The sequence below is a fragment of the Nonomuraea sp. LPB2021202275-12-8 genome (genome assembly GCF_037044575.1).
Lineage (GTDB): Bacteria > Actinomycetota > Actinomycetes > Streptosporangiales > Streptosporangiaceae > Nonomuraea.
The window spans coordinates 309507-330662 of record NZ_JBAHWD010000006.1; the positions used below are offsets into that span (position 1 = coordinate 309507).

General features: G+C 70.3%; 15 protein-coding genes. 7 read left to right on the top strand and 8 right to left on the bottom strand.

Features of this window, described 5'->3' with window-relative positions:
* Positions 1-57: 57 nt before the first annotated feature.
* From V5E28_RS14645 to V5E28_RS14655, 3 genes are all read right to left on the bottom strand, one after another.
* The gene (locus V5E28_RS14645; protein WP_336207402.1) at positions 58-1155 is read right to left on the bottom strand and encodes a sialidase family protein; all 1098 of its coding nucleotides are present in this window, start codon (positions 1153-1155) and stop codon (positions 58-60) included.
* Between the two features lie 149 nt (positions 1156-1304).
* Positions 1305-1964 (bottom strand): potassium channel family protein, encoded by a 660-nt coding sequence (locus tag V5E28_RS14650; protein ID WP_336207403.1) that lies wholly within the window; start codon positions 1962-1964, stop codon positions 1305-1307.
* Complete coding sequence (locus tag V5E28_RS14655; RefSeq protein ID WP_336207404.1) at positions 1957-3315, bottom strand: TrkH family potassium uptake protein; 1359 nt, start codon at positions 3313-3315, stop codon at positions 1957-1959. The genes V5E28_RS14650 and V5E28_RS14655 overlap by 8 nt, the downstream gene beginning before the upstream one ends.
* 262 nt (positions 3316-3577) lie before the next feature.
* On the opposite strand from V5E28_RS14655, the gene V5E28_RS14660 reads away from it, so the two are divergent.
* Positions 3578-4444, top strand: coding sequence for a sulfotransferase family protein (locus V5E28_RS14660; protein ID WP_336207405.1), 867 nt, complete (start codon positions 3578-3580; stop codon positions 4442-4444).
* Entirely contained in the window at positions 4441-5598 is a 1158-nt protein-coding gene (locus V5E28_RS14665) for a glycosyltransferase family 4 protein (protein WP_336207406.1), read from the top strand. The genes V5E28_RS14660 and V5E28_RS14665 overlap by 4 nt, the downstream gene beginning before the upstream one ends.
* Positions 5599-5611: 13 nt before the next feature.
* On the opposite strand, the gene V5E28_RS14670 is transcribed toward V5E28_RS14665, so the two are convergent.
* Complete coding sequence (locus V5E28_RS14670; protein ID WP_336207407.1) at positions 5612-6535, bottom strand: sporulation protein; 924 nt, start codon at positions 6533-6535, stop codon at positions 5612-5614.
* Positions 6536-6650: 115 nt separating this feature from the next.
* On the bottom strand, positions 6651-7073 hold the full coding sequence (locus tag V5E28_RS14675; protein WP_336207408.1) for an STAS domain-containing protein: 423 nt from the start codon (positions 7071-7073) through the stop codon (positions 6651-6653).
* 208 nt (positions 7074-7281) lie between these two features.
* On the opposite strand from V5E28_RS14675, the gene V5E28_RS14680 reads away from it, so the two are divergent.
* The 5 genes from V5E28_RS14680 (at position 7282) to V5E28_RS14700 (ending at position 13613) form a co-directional block, all read left to right on the top strand.
* Positions 7282-9435 carry a transglycosylase domain-containing protein gene (locus V5E28_RS14680; RefSeq protein ID WP_336207409.1) on the top strand — a complete coding sequence of 718 codons (2154 nt, stop codon included), beginning with the start codon at positions 7282-7284 and terminating at the stop codon, positions 9433-9435.
* 170 nt (positions 9436-9605) lie between these two features.
* Positions 9606-10577, top strand: coding sequence for a LacI family DNA-binding transcriptional regulator (locus tag V5E28_RS14685; RefSeq protein WP_336207410.1), 972 nt, complete (start codon positions 9606-9608; stop codon positions 10575-10577).
* Entirely contained in the window at positions 10564-11808 is a 1245-nt protein-coding gene (locus V5E28_RS14690; RefSeq protein ID WP_336207411.1) for a serine/threonine-protein kinase, read from the top strand. Before V5E28_RS14685 ends, V5E28_RS14690 begins: the two co-directional genes overlap by 14 nt.
* Before the next feature lie 169 nt (positions 11809-11977).
* Entirely contained in the window at positions 11978-13048 is a 1071-nt protein-coding gene (locus tag V5E28_RS14695; RefSeq protein WP_336207412.1) for a lytic polysaccharide monooxygenase, read from the top strand.
* 10 nt (positions 13049-13058) lie between these two features.
* A complete protein-coding gene (locus tag V5E28_RS14700; RefSeq protein ID WP_336207413.1) occupies positions 13059-13613 on the top strand; it encodes a hypothetical protein in 555 nt (184 codons plus the stop codon).
* Between the two features lie 142 nt (positions 13614-13755).
* On the opposite strand, the gene V5E28_RS14705 is transcribed toward V5E28_RS14700, so the two are convergent.
* Genes V5E28_RS14705 through V5E28_RS14715 form a run of 3 tightly spaced genes read right to left on the bottom strand, consistent with a single transcriptional unit; the run spans position 13756 to position 20847 of the window.
* Positions 13756-15342, bottom strand: a complete 1587-nt coding sequence (locus V5E28_RS14705) for a cellulase family glycosylhydrolase (protein WP_336207414.1) — start codon at positions 15340-15342, stop codon at positions 13756-13758.
* A 58-nt stretch (positions 15343-15400) separates the two neighbouring features.
* Positions 15401-17857 carry a glycoside hydrolase family 9 protein gene (locus tag V5E28_RS14710; protein ID WP_336207544.1) on the bottom strand — a complete coding sequence of 819 codons (2457 nt, stop codon included), beginning with the start codon at positions 17855-17857 and terminating at the stop codon, positions 15401-15403.
* A gap of 56 nt (positions 17858-17913) precedes the next feature.
* Positions 17914-20847: a glycoside hydrolase family 48 protein gene (locus V5E28_RS14715; protein ID WP_336207415.1), complete on the bottom strand. Its 2934-nt coding sequence runs from the start codon at positions 20845-20847 to the stop codon at positions 17914-17916.
* Positions 20848-21156: the final 309 nt, after the last annotated feature.

Below are 21156 nucleotides of genomic sequence, written 5' to 3' on the forward strand. Positions count from 1 at the left end.
TCGAGTCCGGCTGGACCGACGCCGAGCGCGCGGTGCCCGCCGCGCCCGAGGGCTGACTCAGCCGAGCTCGGCCGCCGCGATGCGGCGGAAGGCGATCGAGGCGTACGGCCCGAAGTCGCCCGTCTCGTAGAGCAGCCCGACCGTCCCGGCGTCCACCGCTGCCAGGTCCGAGTAGGCGGCGGGCAGGCCGGAGACCGTGTGCACCGGCCGCCAGGTGACCCCGTCGTCGTCGCTCGCCCGCACCGTCATCACGGCGCGGGCGTCCGGCGCGGCGGGGGCCGAGAACAGCAGGGCGCCGGACGGCTCCCAGTGCAGCAAACTGCCCTCCACCACGGGGCAGACCAGCCCGGCCTGGGGGCGGAAGGGCAGCTCGAGGGTCTCTCCCCCGTCGGAGGAGTAGGCGTCGGCCCGGGTGCCGGGAGCGGTGGAGTCGGTACGGGTGTTGAGGTAGAGGCGGCCGCCGGGCAGCTCGGCGGCCGTGGTCTCGTTGACGTTGACGTACCCGTCGGGGGTGTCGTCGACGTAGCCGATGCGCCAGGTCTCGCCACCGTCGTCGCTGAGCAGCGCGTGGCCGCCGTTGTACGCGCCCTCGGTGCCGTCGTCATCGCCGGTCGGCGGCAGGGAGTGGTTGGCGGGGACGACGATCCGGCCCGCGTGCGGTCCTGATCGCAGCTGCAGGGCGTGCCCCGGGGTGGTGGCGTACCAGCGCCACTCCGGCCTCTTCACGCTCGACGTGATCTCGCGCGGCGCCGACCAGGTCACGCCGTCGTCCTCACTGGCCTGGACGAACACCCTTCGGCTGTCGGCGGGCGCCACCTGGCCACGCCTGATCTTCTGCTCGGTCGCCGCGGGCCCCTGCCGCACCGACACCAGGACGATCCCGCCGTCCGCGGTCACGATCGGCGCCGGATTCCCCACGGTGCCCCGCCGTGGCTCCTCGGCCACCACCGTCAGCTCGCTCCAGGTGTCACCGCCGTCCGCCGAGCGCCTCAGCATCAGGTCGATGTGGCCGGAGTCGCCGGCCGAGCCGTGCCGCCCCTCGGCGAAGGCCAGCACCGTGCCCGCCCGGGTGACCACGGCCGCCGGGATGCGGAAGGTGTGGTAACCGTCCGTGCCCGCCCGGTAGGGCACCGATGTGGGATGGCGGCCGGCCATGGGGATCCTCCCGTCGCGGGGATGCGCTGCCGAGGGATCGACGCTAGATCGCCGGCGTTACGGCGGCGCGAACGCCGGACGGCCGGCAGATGGCGGGGTTTCGGGCATCACGAAGGCCCGCGACTTCCTCGACCGGGCCGCGGGCGCTCTCAGCTGAGGTCGGCGAAGCGTTCGACCTGGTCGGTGCGGCCGGAGACGATGATGATGTCGCCGTAGGACAGCTCGGTCTCGGCGGTGGCGTACGTGAACGCCTCGCCGTCCTTCTTGACCGCCACCACCGTGACGCCGTACTTGCCCCGCAGGCCGGATTCACCCAGCGGGGTGCCGACGTACTCCTTCGGCGGCCGGGTCTTGATCAGCGCGAAGTCCTCGTCCACCTCCATGTAGTCCAGCAGCCGCCCGCTGACCAGGTGGGCGACGCGCTCGCCCATGTCGTGCTCGGGCAGCACGACATGGTGGACGCCGACCCGGCTCAGAATGCGGCGGTGCTGCTGGCTGACCGCCTTGGCCCAGATGTCGTCGATCTCCAGCTCCACCAGCAGGGACGCGGTCAGGATGCTGGCCTCCAGGTCGCCGATCGCCACCACGGCCCGGTAGAAGTCGGGCACGCCGAGCTGCTGCAGCGCGTCGATGTCGGTGGCGTCGGCGGTGGCGAGGTGCGTGATGTGTCCCGCGAGCCCCTGCACGATCTTGGGGCGGCTGTCGATGGCCAGCACCTCGGTGCCGCGGCGAGTGAGCTCGAGGGCCAGCGAGCTGCCGAACCGGCCGAGGCCGATCACCACGACGGGGTCATTGCGTTTCTCAACCAACGATCATCCGCTCCTCAGGTAGTTCGTAGTGCCGGGTGCGTTCCTTCAGCGCCAGCGCGGAGCCGATCGTGAGCGGGCCGATCCTGCCCACGAACATGAGCACGACGAGCAGCAGGTGCCCGGCGGGCGTCATGTCGGCCGTGATGCCGGTGGACATGCCCGCCGTGCTGAACGCCGCGATGACCTCGAAGAGCACCTGGTCGAGATTGTGCGGGGTGAGCACGAGCAGCAGGTAGGTGCAGGCCGCGACGAGGCCGGCGCTCATCGCGGTCACCACGACGGCCTGGCGCTGCGCGCTGTCGGGCACCTGGCGGTGGGCGATGTTGACCTTGGACTCGCCGCGCATCTCCGCCCACATGACGAAGACGATCAGCCCGAGAGTCGTCACCTTGATGCCGCCGGCCGTGCCCGCGCTGCCGCCTCCGATGAACATGAGCAGGTCGGTGAGCAGCCAGCTCGACGGGTAGAGCTCTCCGACGTCGATGCTGTTGAACCCGGCGGTGCGGGCCATGGACGACAGGAAGAAGGACGCCAGCAGCTTGCCGGAGTCGTCGAGGCCGCCCAGCGTCTTCGGGTTGCGCCATTCGGTGGCCAGGTAGACCAGCGTGCCGACGACGAGCAGGAGGATGGTCGCCACGACGGTGATCCTGGTCAGCACGCTCCACTTGCCGGGATGCCTCCAGGAGCGCAGCAGCTCGAAGACCACGGGGAAGCCGAGCCCGCCCACGATGACGGCGGCGGCGATGGTCAGGCAGATCCAGGGGTCGGTGACGAAGCTCATCACGTTGTCCTGCCACAGGGCGAACCCCGAGTTGTTGAAGGCGGATATCCCATGAAATATCCCCAAATACAGGGCACGCCCGAACGTCTCGTCGTACCCGATCATGAAACGCAGCATGAACGCCACGGCGGCGATCGCCTCGCACACCAGGCTGAACACGACCACCTTCCGGACCACCTTGCGCATGTCGGCCATGGTCGGCGTCCGCGTCTCGGCCTGGGCGAAGAGCCGGGCGCGCAGGCCGAGCCGGCCCGACACCAGCACGGTGAACACCGTCGCCAGCGTCATGATCCCGAGCCCGCCGATCTGCACCAGCCCGGCGATCACCACCTCCCCGAACACCGACCAGTGCTCGGGGGTGTCGACGATGATCAGCCCGGTCAGGCAGACGGCCGAGGTGGCGGTGAACAGCGCGGTCAGCCAGCCCGTCGACTCGCCCGACGCGGTGGCGACGGGCAGCGCCAGCAGCAGGGTGCCGAACAGCACGGCTGTGCTGAACCCCGTCGCGATGACCTGTGCGGGGTGTTGATAGCCGCCGAGGAGGGCAGAAGCGGCTCGAACACGTCTCATCACAAGCCGGGCTCCGGCACGGAGCTCGCTGACCGATGAACCATCGGAGACCTCCAGGAAGCCGATGCGTTGGGACATTGCCGACCAGGCCTCCGGCGCACCGGCGTCACCGTACAGCAACGAGATGCGGACGAGGATATACGGCCAGATAGCCGAAATTTCATAGAGCTTCCGGAGCAGGGTCGGCACGGGAGAGACGCGGACGTGTTCTGTCACCAGACTGCCAGGGAACTACCAGGATGGCTGGGTAGTCTCCCTCGGCATGAGCTGGCAGCGTAAGTTCAACAAAGCGCTGGTCAGGTTCACCGGATTCCAGGTCAACCGAGTAGGGAACCCAGGTATTACCCAGGCGCCGACCCCGGCCAAGCCGAGTGAAGTCGAGGTTCGGCCGCCCGCGGATCCGCAGGCCGATCGGTTGCTGACGGCACCGATCTTCGTCATCTCGCCGGTGCGGTCCGGTTCCACCCTGCTTCGCGCGATACTCAACGCCCATTCGGCCATGCACGCCCCGCACGAGCTTCACGTGCGACGGCTGAGAGTGGAGTTCGGCACCAACCTGGCGCAGAAGGCAATGACGGCACTCGGCCACAACCAGGCCGACCTGGAGCATCTCCTCTGGGACCGCGTGCTGCACCGCGAGCTGGAACGCAGCGGCAAGCGGTTCATCGTGGACAAGACACCGGCGAACGCGTTCGCCTACGAGCGCCTGTCCACCTGCTGGCCGGACGCGCGCTTCATCTTCCTGTTGCGCCATCCGGCCTCGATCGCGACGTCCTGGCACGAGGCGAGCCCCGACAAACGCACCCCGGAGGAGGCCGCGCTGGACGCGCTGCGCTACATGAAGGCGGTGCAGCGCGCCAAGTCGGCGCTCACCGGCCTGACCGTGCGCTACGAGGATCTCAGCGCCGAGCCGGAAAGGGTGACCCGCGAGATCTGCGCGTTCCTGGGCCTGGAATGGGAGCCCCAGATGCTCTCGTACGGCGAGCAGACGGTCATCGAGAAGGGGCTCGGCGACTGGCGGGACAAGATCCGCTCAGGCGCCGTGCAGCCCGGCCGGGCGCTCCCCGATCCTTCGTCGATCCCGGAGTCGCTGAAGTCCATCAGCCGGAGCTGGGGCTATCTGCCATGAAGATCCGCTACCTGATGCTGCACGCCTACGGCATGGGCGGGACCATCCGCACGGTCGTCAACCAGGCCAACGCGATGGCCATCGCCGGGCACGACGTGGAGATCGTCAGCGTGGTGCGCCGCCGGACCAAGCCGCAGTTCGCCATCCACCGCGGCGTCCGCCTCAGCACGCTCGTGGACCAGCGCGAGGGCAGGCTGCCCGACTCGCTCCCGCGCAAGGCCTGGCGCAGGGTGCGGGGCAAGATGGTGCCGCGTGGCGAGTTCGCCGCCGACTACTTCACCGAACGCGTGGAGAAGGCGGTCATGGACTACGTCGCCGGGCTGGACGACGGCATCCTGGTCACCACCAGGCCCGCGCTCAACCTGATCGCGGCCCGGCGTGCCGCCAAGGGCGTGATCCGGGTGGCGCAGGAGCACATGAACCTGGACGCCTACCCCGACACCATCCGCCGGGAAATCGCCCGCTACTACGGCCGGTTCGACGCGGTGACCGTGCTCACCGGGACCAACCGGCTCCAGTACCAGGAGCTGCTGCCGAAGTCCAGGATCGTGCAGATCCCCAACGCGGTGCACAAAGTCGACCAGGAACGCTCCAAGCAGGACAATCCGGTCGTGATCGCCGCCGGCCGGCTCGTGCCGCAGAAGGGGTTCGACCTGCTCATCCCGGCCTTCGCCCAGGTGGTGGCGGAGCATCCGGAGTGGCGGCTGCGCATCTTCGGCACCGGCCCCAGGCAGGCCCAGCTCATCGCGAAGATCGACGAGCTGGGCATGCAGGACCACATCGCGCTGCTGGGCCGCACCGAGCGCCTCGACGAGGAGCTGACCGCCGCCTCCGTCTACGTGCTCAGCTCACGGTTCGAGGGACTGCCCATGGTCATGATCGAGGCCATGACGCACGCGCTGCCCATCGTCGCCTTCGACTGCCCGACCGGGCCGCGCGACGTGCTGACCGACGGCGTCGACGGGATCCTGGTGCCGCCCAGGGACGTCGACGCGCTCGCCGCCGGGCTCAAGGAGGTCGTCTCCGACCAGGCACGGCGGCTGGAGATGGGCGCCGCCGCGGCCGAGGCCGCCCGCGCCTACGCGCCGGACGTCGTGATGCCGATGTGGGAGACCCTGTTCGCCGAGCTGCTGCCCGGCGAACGGGTCGGCTGAGGGACGAGGGCGGCTACCAGTCGCCGCCCTCGTCATCGCCTTCGAACGCCTCCTCGATGACCTCGGCGGCGACCAGCCCGCCGGCCACGCCCAGGGCGCCGGCGGCGAGCGCGCCGCCCATCCCGCCCCCATGGTGGTGGTGGTGGTCGTCGTGGTGGTGGCCTCCATGATGGCTGTGGCCGTGCCTCGGGAGGTCGCGCAGCCAGGCGCCGAGCTCGGCGACCCAGTCCATCCGCAGCGCCTCCTCGTGGCCGACCCGGAACCTGCCGATCGCGTCGCTCGACCCGAAGCCGGACCGCTTGTCCGCCTCGACGACGATGTCCATCCCGTCGGGGTCGGTGACGAAGGTCAGCTCCGCCTCCCGGATCTGCCCGGGCGGGCCGTAGAACTCGATCTCCTGGTAGAAGGCCAGGTCCTGGCGCACGCCGTAGATCTGGCCCGCTTCCAGGTCCGCCGACTTGAAGGTGAAGCCGAGCGCCAGGAACGCCTCCAGCACGCGCTGCTGCGAGGGCAGCGGCTCCACCGCGATCGGGTCCAGGTCGCCCTTGTCGACGGCCTTGGCGATGGCCAGCTCGGTGCGGATGCCCAGCGCCATCCCGGTCAGCGGCTGCCCCTGCACCTCGCTGATCGGCGTCTCCCACGACACGGGCGTCTCGAACGGGATCGTCCGGTCCTCGCCCTTGCCCAGCTTGAACGGACCCGACACCCGCATCCGGTAGAGCTCGGCCACCCCGCTCTGCTCGCCCTCGCCGTACTCGGCTTCGGCGCGGGCGACCAGCCCCAGCGTCACGTGCTCGATGTCGGCGTCGAAGTCGCCGCCCTTCAGCCGCACCTCGCCCGCCAGCCGCCCGCCCGGCCGCACGCGCGGCGTGGTCAGGACGGTGTCCACCGAAGGGGCTCCGACGCCGAAGGCGCCCAGCATTCGCTTGAATACCACTGCTTGCTCTCCATTCAGGTACGGCTCGCGACCGTACCTGAAACGATCATCAAGTCTCCGCGGTTCCCGGAAAGGCGCGCCGTCAGCCGGCTCGCCCGAGCCTGCCGGATCTTCTTCAGGCTCCCTCGCCGTCGCGGCCGCCGAGCTCCACCTGCGCACGCTCGCCCGCCGCCCCGTCCGGGCGCATCAGCTCCACCACGACCTGCGCCACGCTGTCACGCACCTCCACATGTGACAGCAGGTCGGTCTGCCGCAGCACGTTCAGCAGGTGCGCGGACGGCCGTATCACGATGACCCGCCCGCTCCCCGTCTCCTGCATCCGCTGCAGCGCCATCGCCAGCACGCCGATCACGGAGGAGTCGTAGAAGACCAGCCCGGCCAGGTCGAAGACGAGCACCGGCCCCGGCGACCAGTCCCAGGCGGCGTCGATGCGAGCACTGAACCGGACCCGCCCGGTATGGTCCAGCTCACCCGAGGCTCGGAGGACCGTGCACCGCTCGTGGCGGACCGTCTCGATACGCAGAGCGCTCTCGGCCATCCCGTACGCCTTCCCTCAGGGAGGCGTTCTCACCAACGACCACCATTCCAGTTTGTGCGGGATTCAGAAGATTGCCCGCCAAGCTGCACCGGACCCGGCCGCGGGGTGACCTCCGCCACTGCGGCATCCACCAGATAGGGATTCGCGACAATCGCCATGCCTATAGGGTTTGGGACGGGCTTAACGGTAATCGGGGAGGTTCTATCACATGAGCCGTGGTTCGAACATCCTTCGCCTAGCGGGCGCGGCCGCGGCGGCGGGGGTGCTGACGGCCGCCATCGCGCTACCGGCCATCGGCGGCGCCGGCGCGATGTTCGTCGGCGCGTCCGAAGAGCTCAACCTCAAGCCGGAGGACCTGAAAGAGCCACCGCTGGCGGAGAAGACCGAGATCCTCGACGCCAACGGCAAGCAGATCGCGCAGTTCTGGGATCAGTACCGGGAGGTCATCCCGCTGTCCCAGGTCGCCGAGGTCATGAAGACCGCGATCATCTCGATCGAGGACTACCGCTTCTACGAGCACGGCGCGATCGACCTTGAGGGCACCGTGCGCGCCCTGGCCAAGAACCTCCAGGCCGGCGGCGTCGCCCAGGGCGGCTCCAGCATCACCCAGCAGTACGTCAAGCAGGTGCTCCTCACCTCCGCGACCACCGACGAGGAGAAGGCCAAGGCACTGGAGGCCAGCTACGCCCGCAAGCTCAACGAGCTGCGCTACGCGATGGCGATCGAGGAGAAGTACACCAAGGACGAGATCCTCGAGAAATACCTCAACATCGCCTACTTCGGCGCGAGCGCCAACGGCGTGGAGGCCGCGGCCAAGCGGTTCTTCGGCGTCCCGGCCGCCGAGCTCGACCTGGCGCAGGCGGCCACGCTCGCCGCGGCCGTGCAGGACCCCAACAGGACCGACCCCAACCTCGGCAAGCAGCAGCGCGCCCGGCTCCTGGAGCGGCGCAACGTGGTGCTCAACCGGATGGCCGAGCTGAAGAAGATCACCCCTGAGCAGGCCGCCGAGGCCAAGGCCAAGAAGCTCGGCTACAAGGGCACCGAGCTGCCCGGCGGGTGCGGGGTCAGCCGCTACCCGTACTACTGCATGTATGTGCGCGCCGAGGTGCTCAACAACCCGGTCTTCGGCAAGACCAAGAAGCAGCGCACCCAGCTGCTCAACCGGGGCGGCCTGAGGATCAGGACGACGCTGGACCCGAAGATGCAGCGGGCCGCCGAGAGCGCCATCAAGAAGCACGTGCACGCCTCCGACCGCCCGGTCGCCTCCGAGGCGCTGATCGAGCCGGGCACCGGGAAGATCAAGGCGATGGCCGCGAGCCGCACGTACGGCAACTCCAAGAAGAAGAACGAGATGTCCTACAACGTCGTGGCCGACGCGGCACACGGCGGAGGCATCGGCTTCCAGGCCGGCTCGACCTTCAAGACGTTCACGCTGATCACCGCCCTCAAGGAGGGCATGAAGATCAACGACGGGTTCTCCGTGGGCGCCGGTTACCGGGCGCCTGGCTACTCGACGTTCAAGAACTGCAAGGGCGAGAACATCGGCGACCCGTCCCACACCGTCACCAACGACGAGGGCTCGGGCGGCTTCAAGTCCCTGCAGTCGGGCACCTGGGGCTCGGTCAACACCTTCTTCATGAAGCTGGAGGAGAGGGTCGGCCTCTGCGACACGATCAAGACCGCCAAGTCGCTGGGCATCAAGCGCGCCGACGGGCTGCCGCTGCTGGAGTTCTCCACGTTCACGCTCGGCACCAACGAGATCGACCCGGTGACCGTCGCCAACGCCTACGCCACCATCGGGGCCCGGGGCAAGTACTGCGAGCCCATGGTCGTCACCCAGATCACCGACCGCTACGGCAAGGTCAAGAAGTACGACCCCACGTGCAAGCAGGTGCTGGACCCGGAGGTGGCCGACGCAACGGCGGACGTGCTGTCCGGGGTCTTCACCAAGGGCACGATGCGCGGCGTCGGCGGCATCGGCCGGCCCGCGGCGGGCAAGACCGGCACCACCGACGCCCAGGCCACGGCCTGGTTCGCCGGGTTCACCCCGGACCTCGCCGGCGCGGTCAGCATCGGCGACCCGCGCGGCGCGCAGAAGTACAAGCTGAACAACATCACCATCGGCGGCCGCTACTACGGCTCGGTGTTCGGCGCCAGCGTCCCGGGGCCCATCTGGAAGGACACCATGCTGGCCGCGCTGAAGGGCGTCGAGGCCACGCCGTTCCGCCCGATCAACTCCTCGCGCTTCGGCGGCTGCGGCCGGGGCTGCGCGCCGGTCCAGCCGGACCGCGTGGACCCGGACGAGCTGTCCGACGTGCAGGACGACGACTTCACCCTCGCCGACCCGCCGGGCGGCCGGTAGCCGCGTTCGCGTTCCCCGGCCGGAGGCGGTTGCCGCCCACGGCCGGGGGCCTCGGGGTGACCCGCTTCCTTACTGGGGTCTAACAACGCAGTTCAGTGGGCCTGTTAACGAGGGCGAAACATTGATAACGTGGGAGCGCTCCCAGGGATCTTCGCCGCGAGGTGCTGAGCATGTCCGAGCAGCCCACACTTGCACAGGTCGCCGCGGAAGCCGGGGTTTCCCCGGCGACCGCCTCCCGAGTTCTCACAGGGTCGGTCCGGGTCAGCACGTCGACCCGTCGCCAGGTCTATGAAGCGGTCTCGCGGATGGGTTACGTGCGTCAACGGGCGCCCAGAGGCTCGGTCTCCAGCGGCACGGCGACCGGAGTCACCGCGGTCATCTGCGACCATCTGCCGCGATTATTCTCCGAACCGTACTACGCCAGGCTCCTGTCGGCCACCGGCTCCGTCGTGGCCGAGCACGGCACCCACCTCATGGTGACGACCGTCAACCCGACCTCCTCCTTCCTGCCCGCGCTGTCCGGCGCGGTGCTCCTCGTCGGCGCCAGGGAGCGGCACCCCCTGGCCATCAAGCTGTGCACCTCCGGCGTCAACGTGCGCAACATCGGCCGCCCGCCGCACGACCTCAAGCTGCCCTACGCCGACGTGGACAACCACGACGGCGGCCGGCAGGCGGCCGAGCACCTGCTGCTGACCGGCCGCCGCGCGGTCGCCGCCATCGGCGGCCCCCCGTCGCTGCCGGCCGCGCGTGACCGGCTCGACGGGCTGGTGCGCACGCTGCGCGCGGCGGGCATGGCCGAGGTGCCCGTCGCCTACGGGGACTTCACGGCCGCCTCCGGCACCCATGCCATGCAGTGGCTGCTGCGCCACGCTCCCGGACTCGACGCCGTCTTCGCCGCCTCCGACCTGATGGCCGCGGGCGCGATCCAGGCCCTGCGGCGGGCCGGGCGCCGGGTGCCCGCCGACGTCGCGGTGATCGGCTTCGACGACGCCCCCGTCGCCAGGCACACCAACCCGGCGCTGACGACGGTCCGCCAGCCCGTGGAGGAGGTCGCCACGATCGCCACCCGGCTGCTGCTGTCAGGCACGACCGGGATCGACCCCGTCCTCCCGACAGAACTGGTCGTCCGTGACTCGGCATGAGCCCGGGGACCTCCTGGCCCGTAGGTATCTGCTGCTGGACCCGCTGGCCAGCGGGGGCATGTCGGTGATCTGGCGGGCGTTCGACCAGTCACTGCAGCGCATGGTGGCGGTCAAGGTGCTCACCTCCTCGCTGCAGACGGGACTCGGCGACCGGGCCCGGGCCCGCACCGAGGCGCGGGCCGCCGCCCGCTTCATCCATCCGGACGCCATCGAGATCTACGACTACGGCGAGGCCGTGACCTGCAACGGCGCGGTCGCGGCCTTCGTCGTGATGCCGCTGCTCGACGGGACGCCACTGGCCGAGCGCATCTCCGGAGGACCGCTGCCCTGGGCCGAGGCCGCGAGCATCGGCGTGCGGATGGCCCGGGTGCTCGCGGCGGGGCACGCGCGCGGCCTCGTCCACCGCGACGTCACCGCCGAGAACGTGCTGCTCACCGCCGACGGGCCGAAGCTGCTCGACTTCGGGATCGCGGCCTGGGCGGGCGATCCCGACGACGACCGCGGCACCCCTCCCTACGTCGCCCCGGAACGGCTCGACGGCGCGCCCACCCATCCGGCCGTCGACGTCTACGCGCTCGGCGTGCTGCTGTTCACCATGATCGCCGGCCGCACGCCGTACCCCGAGACCACCTGGGAGCAGATCGAGGCGGCCCGCCGCACCTCTCCTCCCCCGCGCCTGACCGGCGTGCCGCACTCCGTCGCCTCGCTCTGCCAGCGCTGCCTCGCCCACGATCCCGCCCGCCGGCCCGCGGCCGCCGAGGTCGCCGACGCGCTGACCGCCGCACCCAAGCTGGGCAAGCGGGTACGGCGCGGGCTGGCGATCGCCGGGGCGGGGGTGGGCGCGGTCGTCCTGTCCGTGCTGGCCTGGTTCGAGTACCCACCGGGCGAGCCGGCCCCCGTGGTGACGGCCCCCACCCCCTCCGCCACCGCCTCCCTGCCCGCCATCGAGCGCTCGCAGGTGGAAGGGCACACCATCCGGCAGGCCGTCGACGGGTTCCACGCGACGCTGGAAGAGACGCGCGTCTGCGAGGCCACCGGAGGCGACGTCGCCCTCGACATCAAGCAGGTGCTGCGCGGCGCCCTGGTCACCCCGGGCAAGGAGGAGTCCGGCCTCGTCGGCCTGCGCCGGAAGCTCGCCGACCGCGAGCGCGAGGGCAGGCTCGACCCGGCCTGCCGGGTCGAGCTGGAGATCCGGCTGAACGAGATCACCGCCGCCCGCCGCCAGCCCTGACCTCGGCCGCACACCGCACTCGGCACGTCCGTGGAACGCTCCGGCCTGAAAGTTTCACGACGCGTTGTCCAGATCTGTCGAGACGTGTTGTAATGCGGCCACGCGAGTGCTGCCGGGCGGGCGGGGTCGTGGGGGGTTCCTCAGTCATGCGAGCAAAGGAATCTTCCTCATGAGAGTCATCCGATCGGCGGTCCTGGCAGCCGCCGCGGCGTTAGCCATGATCGTCGCCGCCCTGGTGATCCCCGCACAGGCCCACGGCGTCTCGATGTTCCCCGGCGGCCGCACCTTCCTGTGCTGGCAGGACGGCCTGCGGGACAACGGGCAGATACTCCCCTACAACCCCGCCTGCGCGGCGGCGGTCGCCCAGAGCGGCGCCACCCCGCTGTACAACTGGTTCGCCGTGCTGCGCTCCGACGGCGCCGGCCGGACCAGCGGCTTCATCCCCGACGGCCAGCTCTGCAGCGGCGGGACCGGCGGCCCCTACGACTTCACCGCCTACAACGCCGTCCGCTCCGACTGGCCGCTCACCCACCTGACGTCGGGCGCCAACATCCAGATGCGGCACAGCAACTGGGCCGAGCACCCGGGCGCCTTCAACTACTACGTCACCAAGAACGGCTGGAACCCGAACGGGCCGCTGAAGTGGTCCGACCTGGAGCCGTTCGGCAGCGTCACCAACCCGCCCGACAACGGCGGTCCCGGCGGGCTCAACTACTACTACTGGAACGCCCAGCTCCCGTCCGGCAAGAGCGGGCGGCACATCATCTTCACCCACTGGATCCGCTCGGACAGCAACGAGAACTTCTACAGCTGCTCCGACGTGGCCTTCGACGGCGGCAACGGCGAGGTCACCGGCGTCGGCCCCGGCGGCACCAGCTCCCCGGACCCGTCCGTGACCCCCACCAGCACCCCGACGGACCCCGTGCCCACGGGCGCATGCAGCGCCACCCTCCGCGCCGTCGACAACGGCTGGGCCGGCCACTTCCAGGGCGAGGTGACCGTGCGCAACACCGGGACGGCCGCGATCAACGGCTGGACCGTCCGCTGGACCTACAGCGGCGGCCAGGGCTTCGAAGGCGCGCCCTGGAACGCCCAGCTGACCGGGCAACCGCCCTCGGTGGTGGTCAAGAACGCGTCGTACAACGGGCAGCTCGCGGCGAACGCGTCCACCACGTTCGGGTTCAACGCCACCGGCACCGCGCCAAGCCCCGTGCCGACGCTGACCTGCACCAGCCCGTAGGTCACCGGCGATGCTCGACGAAGTGAGGAGGCCACCGGCACGGCGGGGTCGCATCGTGGCGATCACCGCCGTGGTCGTGGCCTCCGTCGCCGGGGCGGCGCTCTTCGCCGGCCTGTGGCGGCAGGGGCTGCCGTCCGGGCTGCGCGAACCGCTCGCCGTCCTGGTGACGGGGATACTGGAGCAGTCCTCGCCTGCAGAGCACCACGAGCACGGCCACGAGTTCGGCGAGGACGCGGGCAGGGTCGTGTGCGCGGTGGACCCGTTCGGGGTCGAGCCCGCGGACGCGGCCACCGTGGCCGAGGTGCGCTGGGTGTACGCGCGGCACCTGTGCGCGATCACCGGCGCGGGCGAGAACTGGGCGATGTCCGTGCGCGTCTCGGGCCCGCTCGCCGTGCGCCTCGACGAGCCCGCCGAGGTACGGGTGCCCGAGCCGGGCATCGGTTACCCGGAGCGGGTCAGGCAGGCGATTCCCGAGCGCTACCACGAGGAGGCGTTCGGCGAGTTCGCCGACGACGAGGCGATCGAGGCGGCGCGCGAGAGGTTCGCGCAGGCGACGTCGCGATGATCCGGGAATGAGAACGCGGCCGGCGAAGAGGGGGAGGTCTCGGGGCCGGCCGCGTTCTCGCCATCCGGGCGGGATGGGTGTCGTAGGGGCGTTTACACGACAGGGATCGGGGCCTCACCTCCTCGGTGGCTCGACGGCTGGCTCAGTTGGCGCAGGTGTAACCGGACGGCACGCTCGTCTGGCCGCTCGGGCGGCCGGCCTGGAAGCCGAAGGACGTGCTCGCGCCGGGCCCGAGGTTGCCGTTGTAGGCGAGGTTCCTGGCCGTGACGGTCTGCCCGCTGACCGTCACGGCGGCGTTCCATGAGCCCGTGATCGTGTGGCCGGCGGGCAGGGTGAAGGTCACCGTCCAGCCGGTCTTGGCGGACGTGCCGGTGTTGGTCACGGTCACCGGCTGGGCCACGTAGCCGGTGCCCCACTGGCTCTGCACGGTGGCCGTCGCCGTGCAGCCGCCGTCACCGCCTCCGGGCAGGGTGCTGAAGGAGGCGCTCGCGGACTGGCCCGACTGGTTGCCCGCGGCGTCCCTGGCCCGGACGTACACCTGGTAGGCGGTGGCCGGGGTCAGGCCGGTGAGGGTGATCGAGTTGGTGGCCGACTGGCCGAGCAGGGTGCTGGGCGAGCGGTACACGTCGTAGCCGGTGACGCCGGTGTCGTCGGTGGAGGCGGTCCAGCTCAGGGTGGCGCCGGTCGCGGTGATGCCGGACGCGGCCGGGGTGCCGGGGGTGGAGGGCGGGGTGTCGTCGGGGTCGCCGCCACCGGCGTAGACGGCGGCCTCGCGGGCGGTCGCCGCGATGCCGTTGGCGCCTCTGAAGAGCCGCTGGCCCCACGAGGTGAGCCGGGTGGCGTCGAAGTCGGTGACCTGGTCCAGATACTCCACGCCGCCGCCGTTGCCGCTCCAGGACCAGCCCAGATAGCCGATCCCGCGGCTCACCGCCTGCGCCATGATCGTGTCCTCGTCGGGGTTGCCGTCGGAGTGGTCATGGCCGAACTCGCCCACGACCAGCGGCAGCCCGGCGGTCCTGAACGCGTCCAGGTAGGAGGTGATCTCCGCCGCGGTGTCGAAGACCCCGTACATGTGGATGGAGAAGACGGTGTTGCGGTCGGGGTCGCTGTCGAAAACGGTCCTGGCGCTGTCGCGCATGGTGAAGGCCCAGTCCTGGCCCCAGTTGGGGGCGTCCACCATGAGCGCGTGGTCGAAGCCGTTGTCGCGCAGCTTCCTGATCGCGGCCGTGGTGGCGGAGGCCCAGCCCGGGGTGACGGCGTTGTTGCCGACGGGCTCGTTGCCGATGTTGACGATGACGTAGTCTTCCTGGCCGACCAGGGCGCTCTTGACGCTGATCCAGTAGTCGGCGGCCTGGTCGAGGGTGTAGGCGCCGCTCTGCTCGCCGTACCCGGTGGTGTCGTGGTTCTCCAGGATGCAGATGAGCTTGTTCTGCTTGCACAGGGAGACGACGTTGGCCACGTCGGCGGTGTCGTTGGGGGTCCACCGGCCGCCGCTGAGCACGACGCGGACGGCGTTGGCGCCGAGCGACTTGATGCCGGCGAAGGACTGGGTCTCGCCCGTGTACCAGGTGTGGGCGTGGCTGGTGCCGCGGATGACGAAGGTCTGGCCGCCGCTCTCGACGATGTTCGTGCCGCTGACGTGCAGGCCGGTGGCGGCGTGCGCGGGCGTCGCGATCAGGACGACGGGAAGGAGGAGGAGTGCCGCCAGCGCGGCGAGCCGTGATCTCATGTGCTGCCTTTCGCTCGGGGCCCGCCCCGCCGGGGGGTGCGGCGGGGCGGGGGCTTGCTCAGGCCGGGGTGCAGGTGACGGGGTCGGGGAGGGCCCCGCCGCCGTTGGCCAGCAGGCCGAAGGTGGTGGTTCCGCCGGGGGCGAGGGCGCCGTTCCAGGTCTCGTTCCGGACCGTGACGGTGGTTCCCGACTGGGTGTGCCTGCCGCCCCAGAGCTGGGTGACGGAGCCGGACGCGGTCCAGGTGACCGTCCAGCCGGTGAGCGCCGAGGTGCCGGCGTTCGCCACCGTCACCTTGGCCTGGTGGCCGCCGTTCCAGGAGTTGACCAGCTCGTAGACGGCCGTGCAGCCGCCGGTGGGCGGCGGCGTGTCGGTGGTGGTGAAGTCCGTGCTGTCGGAGGGCGGGGAGCTGTTGCCCGCCGCGTCCCTGGCCACGACGTGGACGGTGTAGCCGGTGCCGGGTGTGAGCCCGGTCAGCTCGAAGGTCGTGCCGGTGGCCGTGCCCGCCTTCGCGCCTCCTCGGTAGACGTCGTAGCCGGTGACGCCCACGTCGTCGGTGGCGGCGGTCCACGACAGCCTGGCCGTGGAGCCGGTCACGGCTGACACGGCAGGCTTGCCCGGCTTGCCGGGCGGGGTCTCGTCCTCCTCTTCCGGTCCTGGCGGATCGCCCCAGATCCTGGTGGCGCCGCTGTGCAGCGTGATGTTGCGCGCGGTCACCGGCGTCGCGCCGGGAGTGGTCGCGATACCGCGGTAGGACCAGTCGTTGGCCGGATCCCACGTGCCCGAGCTGGTGATGCGGAACTGCACCTCCCTGCGGTGCTGCGACTGCCCTGCCGGGGCGATGACCTGGCCTGAGCAGTCGACCGACACGTAGTACGTGCTGCCGCCGGCCGCGTGCAGTGTGGGCGCGGCGCACTGGGTGTAGGCCGAGGACAGGGTGATCTGCGAGGCGGTGGTGGCGCCGTCGAGCGTGAAGTAGTAGCGGAACGACCCGTCGGACAGCACCCGGGCGGGCCAGCCGGACTGGTTGCGGACGATGGCCTTGATCTCGGTGAAGCCGGCCCCCGAGGCGTTCACCCCGGCCTCCACGAAGATCTCCGGCCCGTCGGGCGTCTCCCCGGTGGGGAACCCCGTCGCGGGCGGCCCGCCGTACTCCTTGTAGAGCCTGGCGAGCGCGCTGGTGAAGCCCGCGTTGTAGTCGGTGGCGACCTCGTTCATGACGTAGTCGTCCCGACGGTCGGTGTAGGCGTCGTTCGCCTCGGGCGGCCCGCCGACGAGCGCGCCGTACAGGGTGTGGCGGCTGTCGACGGGGGCGGAGATCTGGTCGGTCCACGAGCCGTGCGCGGTGCGGTGGTGCGGGCTCTTCGGCGGGTTGGCGCCGAACCCGACCACGTAGGAGGAGCGTCGCGGGTTGTCGCCGAGCGCGTAGTCGATCTGCCGCACCGCGAAGTCGTGGTAGCGGGCCTTGCGCGTGGCGTCGGTGATCGCGTCGCTGTGGACGAACGCCGCGAACGCGGTGTTGGCGGCGTACCTCAGCGACCCCCACCGGTCCAGCACGGCCTGGCCGCCGGGCGAGTAGCTCACCTTGGAGCCGTTCACCCCGACGGTCCACCAGTCGAGCCAGCGGTTGGCGTCGTCGAGATAGCGCTGCTTGCCGGTGAGCTTGTGCAGGAGCACGTAGGCGCCGTAGGACTTGTCGTCCCAGGCGATCGTCCACTTGTAGGACTTGATGGTGGTCTGGGGCTCGGTGCCGAGGCTGTTGTAGCCCGACTCGGCCTTGGTCAGGAAGGCCGGGTCGTTGGTGGCCCTGTACAGCCAGATCGCGCCCCAGACCAGCTCATCGGTGTAGCCGCTCCAGGAGTTGTAGTAACTCTGGGCGTCGGTGATGCAGTCGCTGTACTTCTTCCGCACCGTGTCGGCGAAGGTGTAGAGCTGCTTGGCGTGCGTCACCAGCGTGTCGGCGTAGGCCGGGTCGGTCGGCCGGAAGACGATGGAGGAGGCGGCCATCGCCGCCGCCGTCTCTCCCGCGAGATCCGACCCGCCGCACGAGGCGTCGATCCTGTACGCGGGCCGCGCCATCGCCATCGCCTCGGCCGGGCCCCACCAGGCGTGGTCCGTGCCGCCGTTGCCCACCTGGCCGTAGAGCGTGTTCGGCGACGGGTGGGCCTTGATGAAGTAGTCGTTGACGTGTCTGAGGTTGTTCAGCAGGTGGGTGAGCTGGCCGGAGCCCGCGTACGCGTCGCGGTACTCCACCGCGCCCCAGGCCAGCATGGTGGCGGAGAACGCCATCGGGAAGCCGAACTTGACGTGGTCGCCCGCGTCGTACCAGCCGCCGGTGAGGTCCACGCCGACGTCGTCGCCGTCGGCCAGGCCCGAGTCGCCGCGCCAGCCGACGCGGTTCCAGCCGGGCAGCTCGCCCGACTGCTGGGCCTCGTAGAACCACAGCGACTTCTGCAGCGCCTCGCCGTACGCGAACGCGGGAGCGGCGGCCCCGGCGGCCGGTGCGGCGAGGAGCATGGGCACGGCCAGGGCCGCCGCCGCGAAGGCGGCGGCCCTTTTCACGAACGGGCTCGTCACGGGAAGAGCCGCCCGTACTCGGCCAGGGCGACGGCGACGTCGACCTGCGCCCAGAAGCGGTGATAGTTGAAGACCGGAGCCGGCCCGGTGCCGTTGAGGAAGGACTGGACCCTCGGCCAGTCAGGGTCGTCCTCGTAGAAGGACCTGATCGACATGAACGTTGAGTCGGAGTTGATCGGGTCGCCGTTCGGCATGGTGCCGGTCCAGCCGGCGGGCACGTGGACCGCGTCGTCCACCCGGTTGTAGTCGGTCTTGGTCTCCGGCACCGAGACGCCCTCGGCGTCACGGTTCTCCCAGACGCCGTCCAGCAGCGCCTTGGCCGTGTCCCTGGCCTCGGCGTGGTTGGCCCTGGCCGCGTAGTACATGAGCACCTTGGCGTAGGCTCCGGCGACGCCCACGTCCTGCGTGTGGTCCACGACCGTGACGTGCAGGCCGGGGTTGGCCGGCGGCATGCCCGTCGTGGCGGTGAAGTTGCCCGCCGGCTGGCCGGTCCAGCGCAACGTGGACGGGATCTGGTAGCTGCCGTCGGCGTTGATCGTGGTGTTGTCCAGCGCCCACGCCACCCACTTGTCGAGCAGCGCCTTGGCGTCGGCGTTGCCGGTGACGTTGTAGAGCTCGGCCACCCGCTCCATCGTCCACGCCTGGAAGCCGAACCACTGGTTCGACGGCGGGTCGTGGTAGACGGGCTGCCAGTCGTAGGTCATGCCGTGGAACTTGGGCAGGCCGCTCGGCGGGGTGGCGTAGTGGCCTTCCCAGCTGTTGGTCGCGCCGCCGGCGATGGCGCCTTCGGCCGACTGCAGCCAGGTGTAGAACTGCAGCTGGCGGGTGAGGCTGGTGCTCCAGTCCGTCGTTCCGGTGGCGCTCTTCGGCTTGAGCTCGGCGACGTTCGCCAGGGCCCAGGCCGCGAACGGGTTCTGATATCCGGCGTGGTTGTGGCTGGAACCGATGCGCCAGGCCCATCCGGCGTTGGAGTCGGTCGCGCCGCCCCACGCGTAGTACCAGGACAGGAGGTAGTTGGAGGCGTTCTTGCCGGTGCCCGCCGGGCACGAGGGGCTGGTGCAGCCGGGCTGCTTGAAGTACTTGTCGTACATCGCGTAGCGCAGGTAGTCGCCCATCTTCGCGGCCTTGGCCACGGTGGCGGAGATCTGCGACTCCTTGCCCTGCGCCTTGGCCCAGGTCTGCGCCCAGTACGCCACCTGCACGGCGCGGGCGTCGGCGTCGGGGGCGTTGGTGTACTTCCACTGCTTGGCGTAGGAGCTGTCCTTGATGAACAGGTCCAGGTAGCCGTTGGTACCGCCGTGCTCGAAGGTGTCGCAGGACGGCTGCGGGATCGTCTCGAAGACCGACTCCTCCGGCCCGCGCTGGTAGGTGTTGATGTAGGCGGGCCTGGTGGTGCCGTCGCCGCAGCGGCCGAAGCCGTAGGTGTTGTCCACGTCCAGCAGCCAGTGCATGCCGTAGACGTCCCGGGTGCCGTAGGCGCTCTGCAGCTCGTTCGCGATCGGGTCGGTGCCGACGCTCACGCTCGAATCGATCTGGGTCGGATAGTTGTCGATCTCCAGGTGCTCGGCCGCGTAGGTGGCGGGCTTGGCCGGGTCGTAGAAGGAGTTCGTCGGCTGGTCGGCCGTGGCCGGGATGATGTACCTCTCCATCGAGGCCCAGGCTGCGTTGAACTTCGACCAGTCCCCGGTGACCTGCCCGTAGACCGCCTCCAGCCACAGGAAGTAGCTGTAGGCCTCCGACGTCGTCTCGTGCCCGTGGTCGGGCGCCTCGACCATGAACGTCTCCACCGAGTGGTACGGCACACCCTCGGGCGAGAAGTAGCCGTTGGCGGGGTCGTGCAGGTCGTTGTAGAGCTCGGTGAACCGCTGGATGTACTCGTTGTCGCCGCCGGGCACGTCGTCGTCCGCCTCGGTGGCGGTGACGTCGACGGCGCTGTAGCCGGTGGCGCTCACCCTGAACACGGCCGAACCGCTGGTCGTGTCGGCGTCGTCGGCGGCGGCGAGCGTGACGTTCTGGGCGGTGTTCCAGTTGGCCGTGGTGAAGGTGCGCGTGGCGCCGGCGCCGACGGTCAGGTCGGCGTCACCGCTGACCCGCGCGGTGCTGACGGTCACGCCGGCGGTGGGAGCCCTCGACAGCCTGACGGTGAAGGAGGCGGTGCCGGTCTCCGGCACGGCCAGGCTCAGCGGGCTCACCACGAGCGCGGGCGTGCTGTCGGAGGAGACGGTGATGCCGACCGGGGACGACGTGGTGGTCGCGCCCGCGTTGTCGGTCGCCCGCGCGGTGATCGAGTAGCTTCCCGCGGTCACGTTGGTCCAGCTGTAGGCGTAGGGCGAGGTGGTGTCGGTGCCCAGCAGCGTGGACCCCTGGTAGAAGTCGACCTTGGCGACCGTGCCGTCCGCGTCGGCGGCGGTCGCGGCGATCGGCACCGTGGCGGGGACGGTGAACGTCTGGCCGGCCGTGGGCGAGGTAAGCGCGACGGTGGGCGGCTGGTTGGTGCCGGTGCCGCCGCAGGTGGTGCCGTTGATGGCGAAGGTGGTGGGCTTGGGGTTGGAGCCGGACCAGGTGCCGTTGAAGCCGATCGAGGTGCTGGCCCCGGTGGCGAGGTTGCCGTTCCAGGGCATGTTCTGGGCTGTGACCCGGGTGCCCGACTGGCTCCAGTTCGCGCCCCAGCCGCTGGGCGTGTACCTCTGCGTGGTGGTGGGGAAGTCGAAGGTCAGCGTCCAGCCGGTGAGCGGGTCACCGAGGTTCTTGACGGCGAGGTTGGCGGTGAAGCCGCCCTGGTTCGAGCCGCTGGTCCATTCGTTGGAGGTGTAGGTCACCTCGCAGGCGACGGCCGCGCTGGCGGGGGCTTGGGCCAGCACGGTCGTGGTGCCCGCGACGAGGACCAGCGCCGCGGCCATGGCGAGTCGCCTGGCCAGGCGAGCGAGCATTGATCGGGGTCTGTGGGTCACTGTCTCTCCATGGGAGTAGGGGGTGGGAGCGCTCCCATGGGGATTGTGTGTTTCGCTGAGCACCGGATGTCAACGAAACGACGTCCGGGTAACCGCCGTATTTCCTCCCACCTGGCTGCGCGGCATGAAAGTTTCACGCGCGTTCCGGAGCATTCGGCGAGCGTACGGGGCGGCGAGGCGGGCGGACCGGGCGGCCCGCTGTACAGCCACTCGAGTCCCGCTCACTATGGGAGCGCTCCCAAGTCAGCCTCAGTACCTGCTGGAGATGATGACCCGTGAAAATCCCAC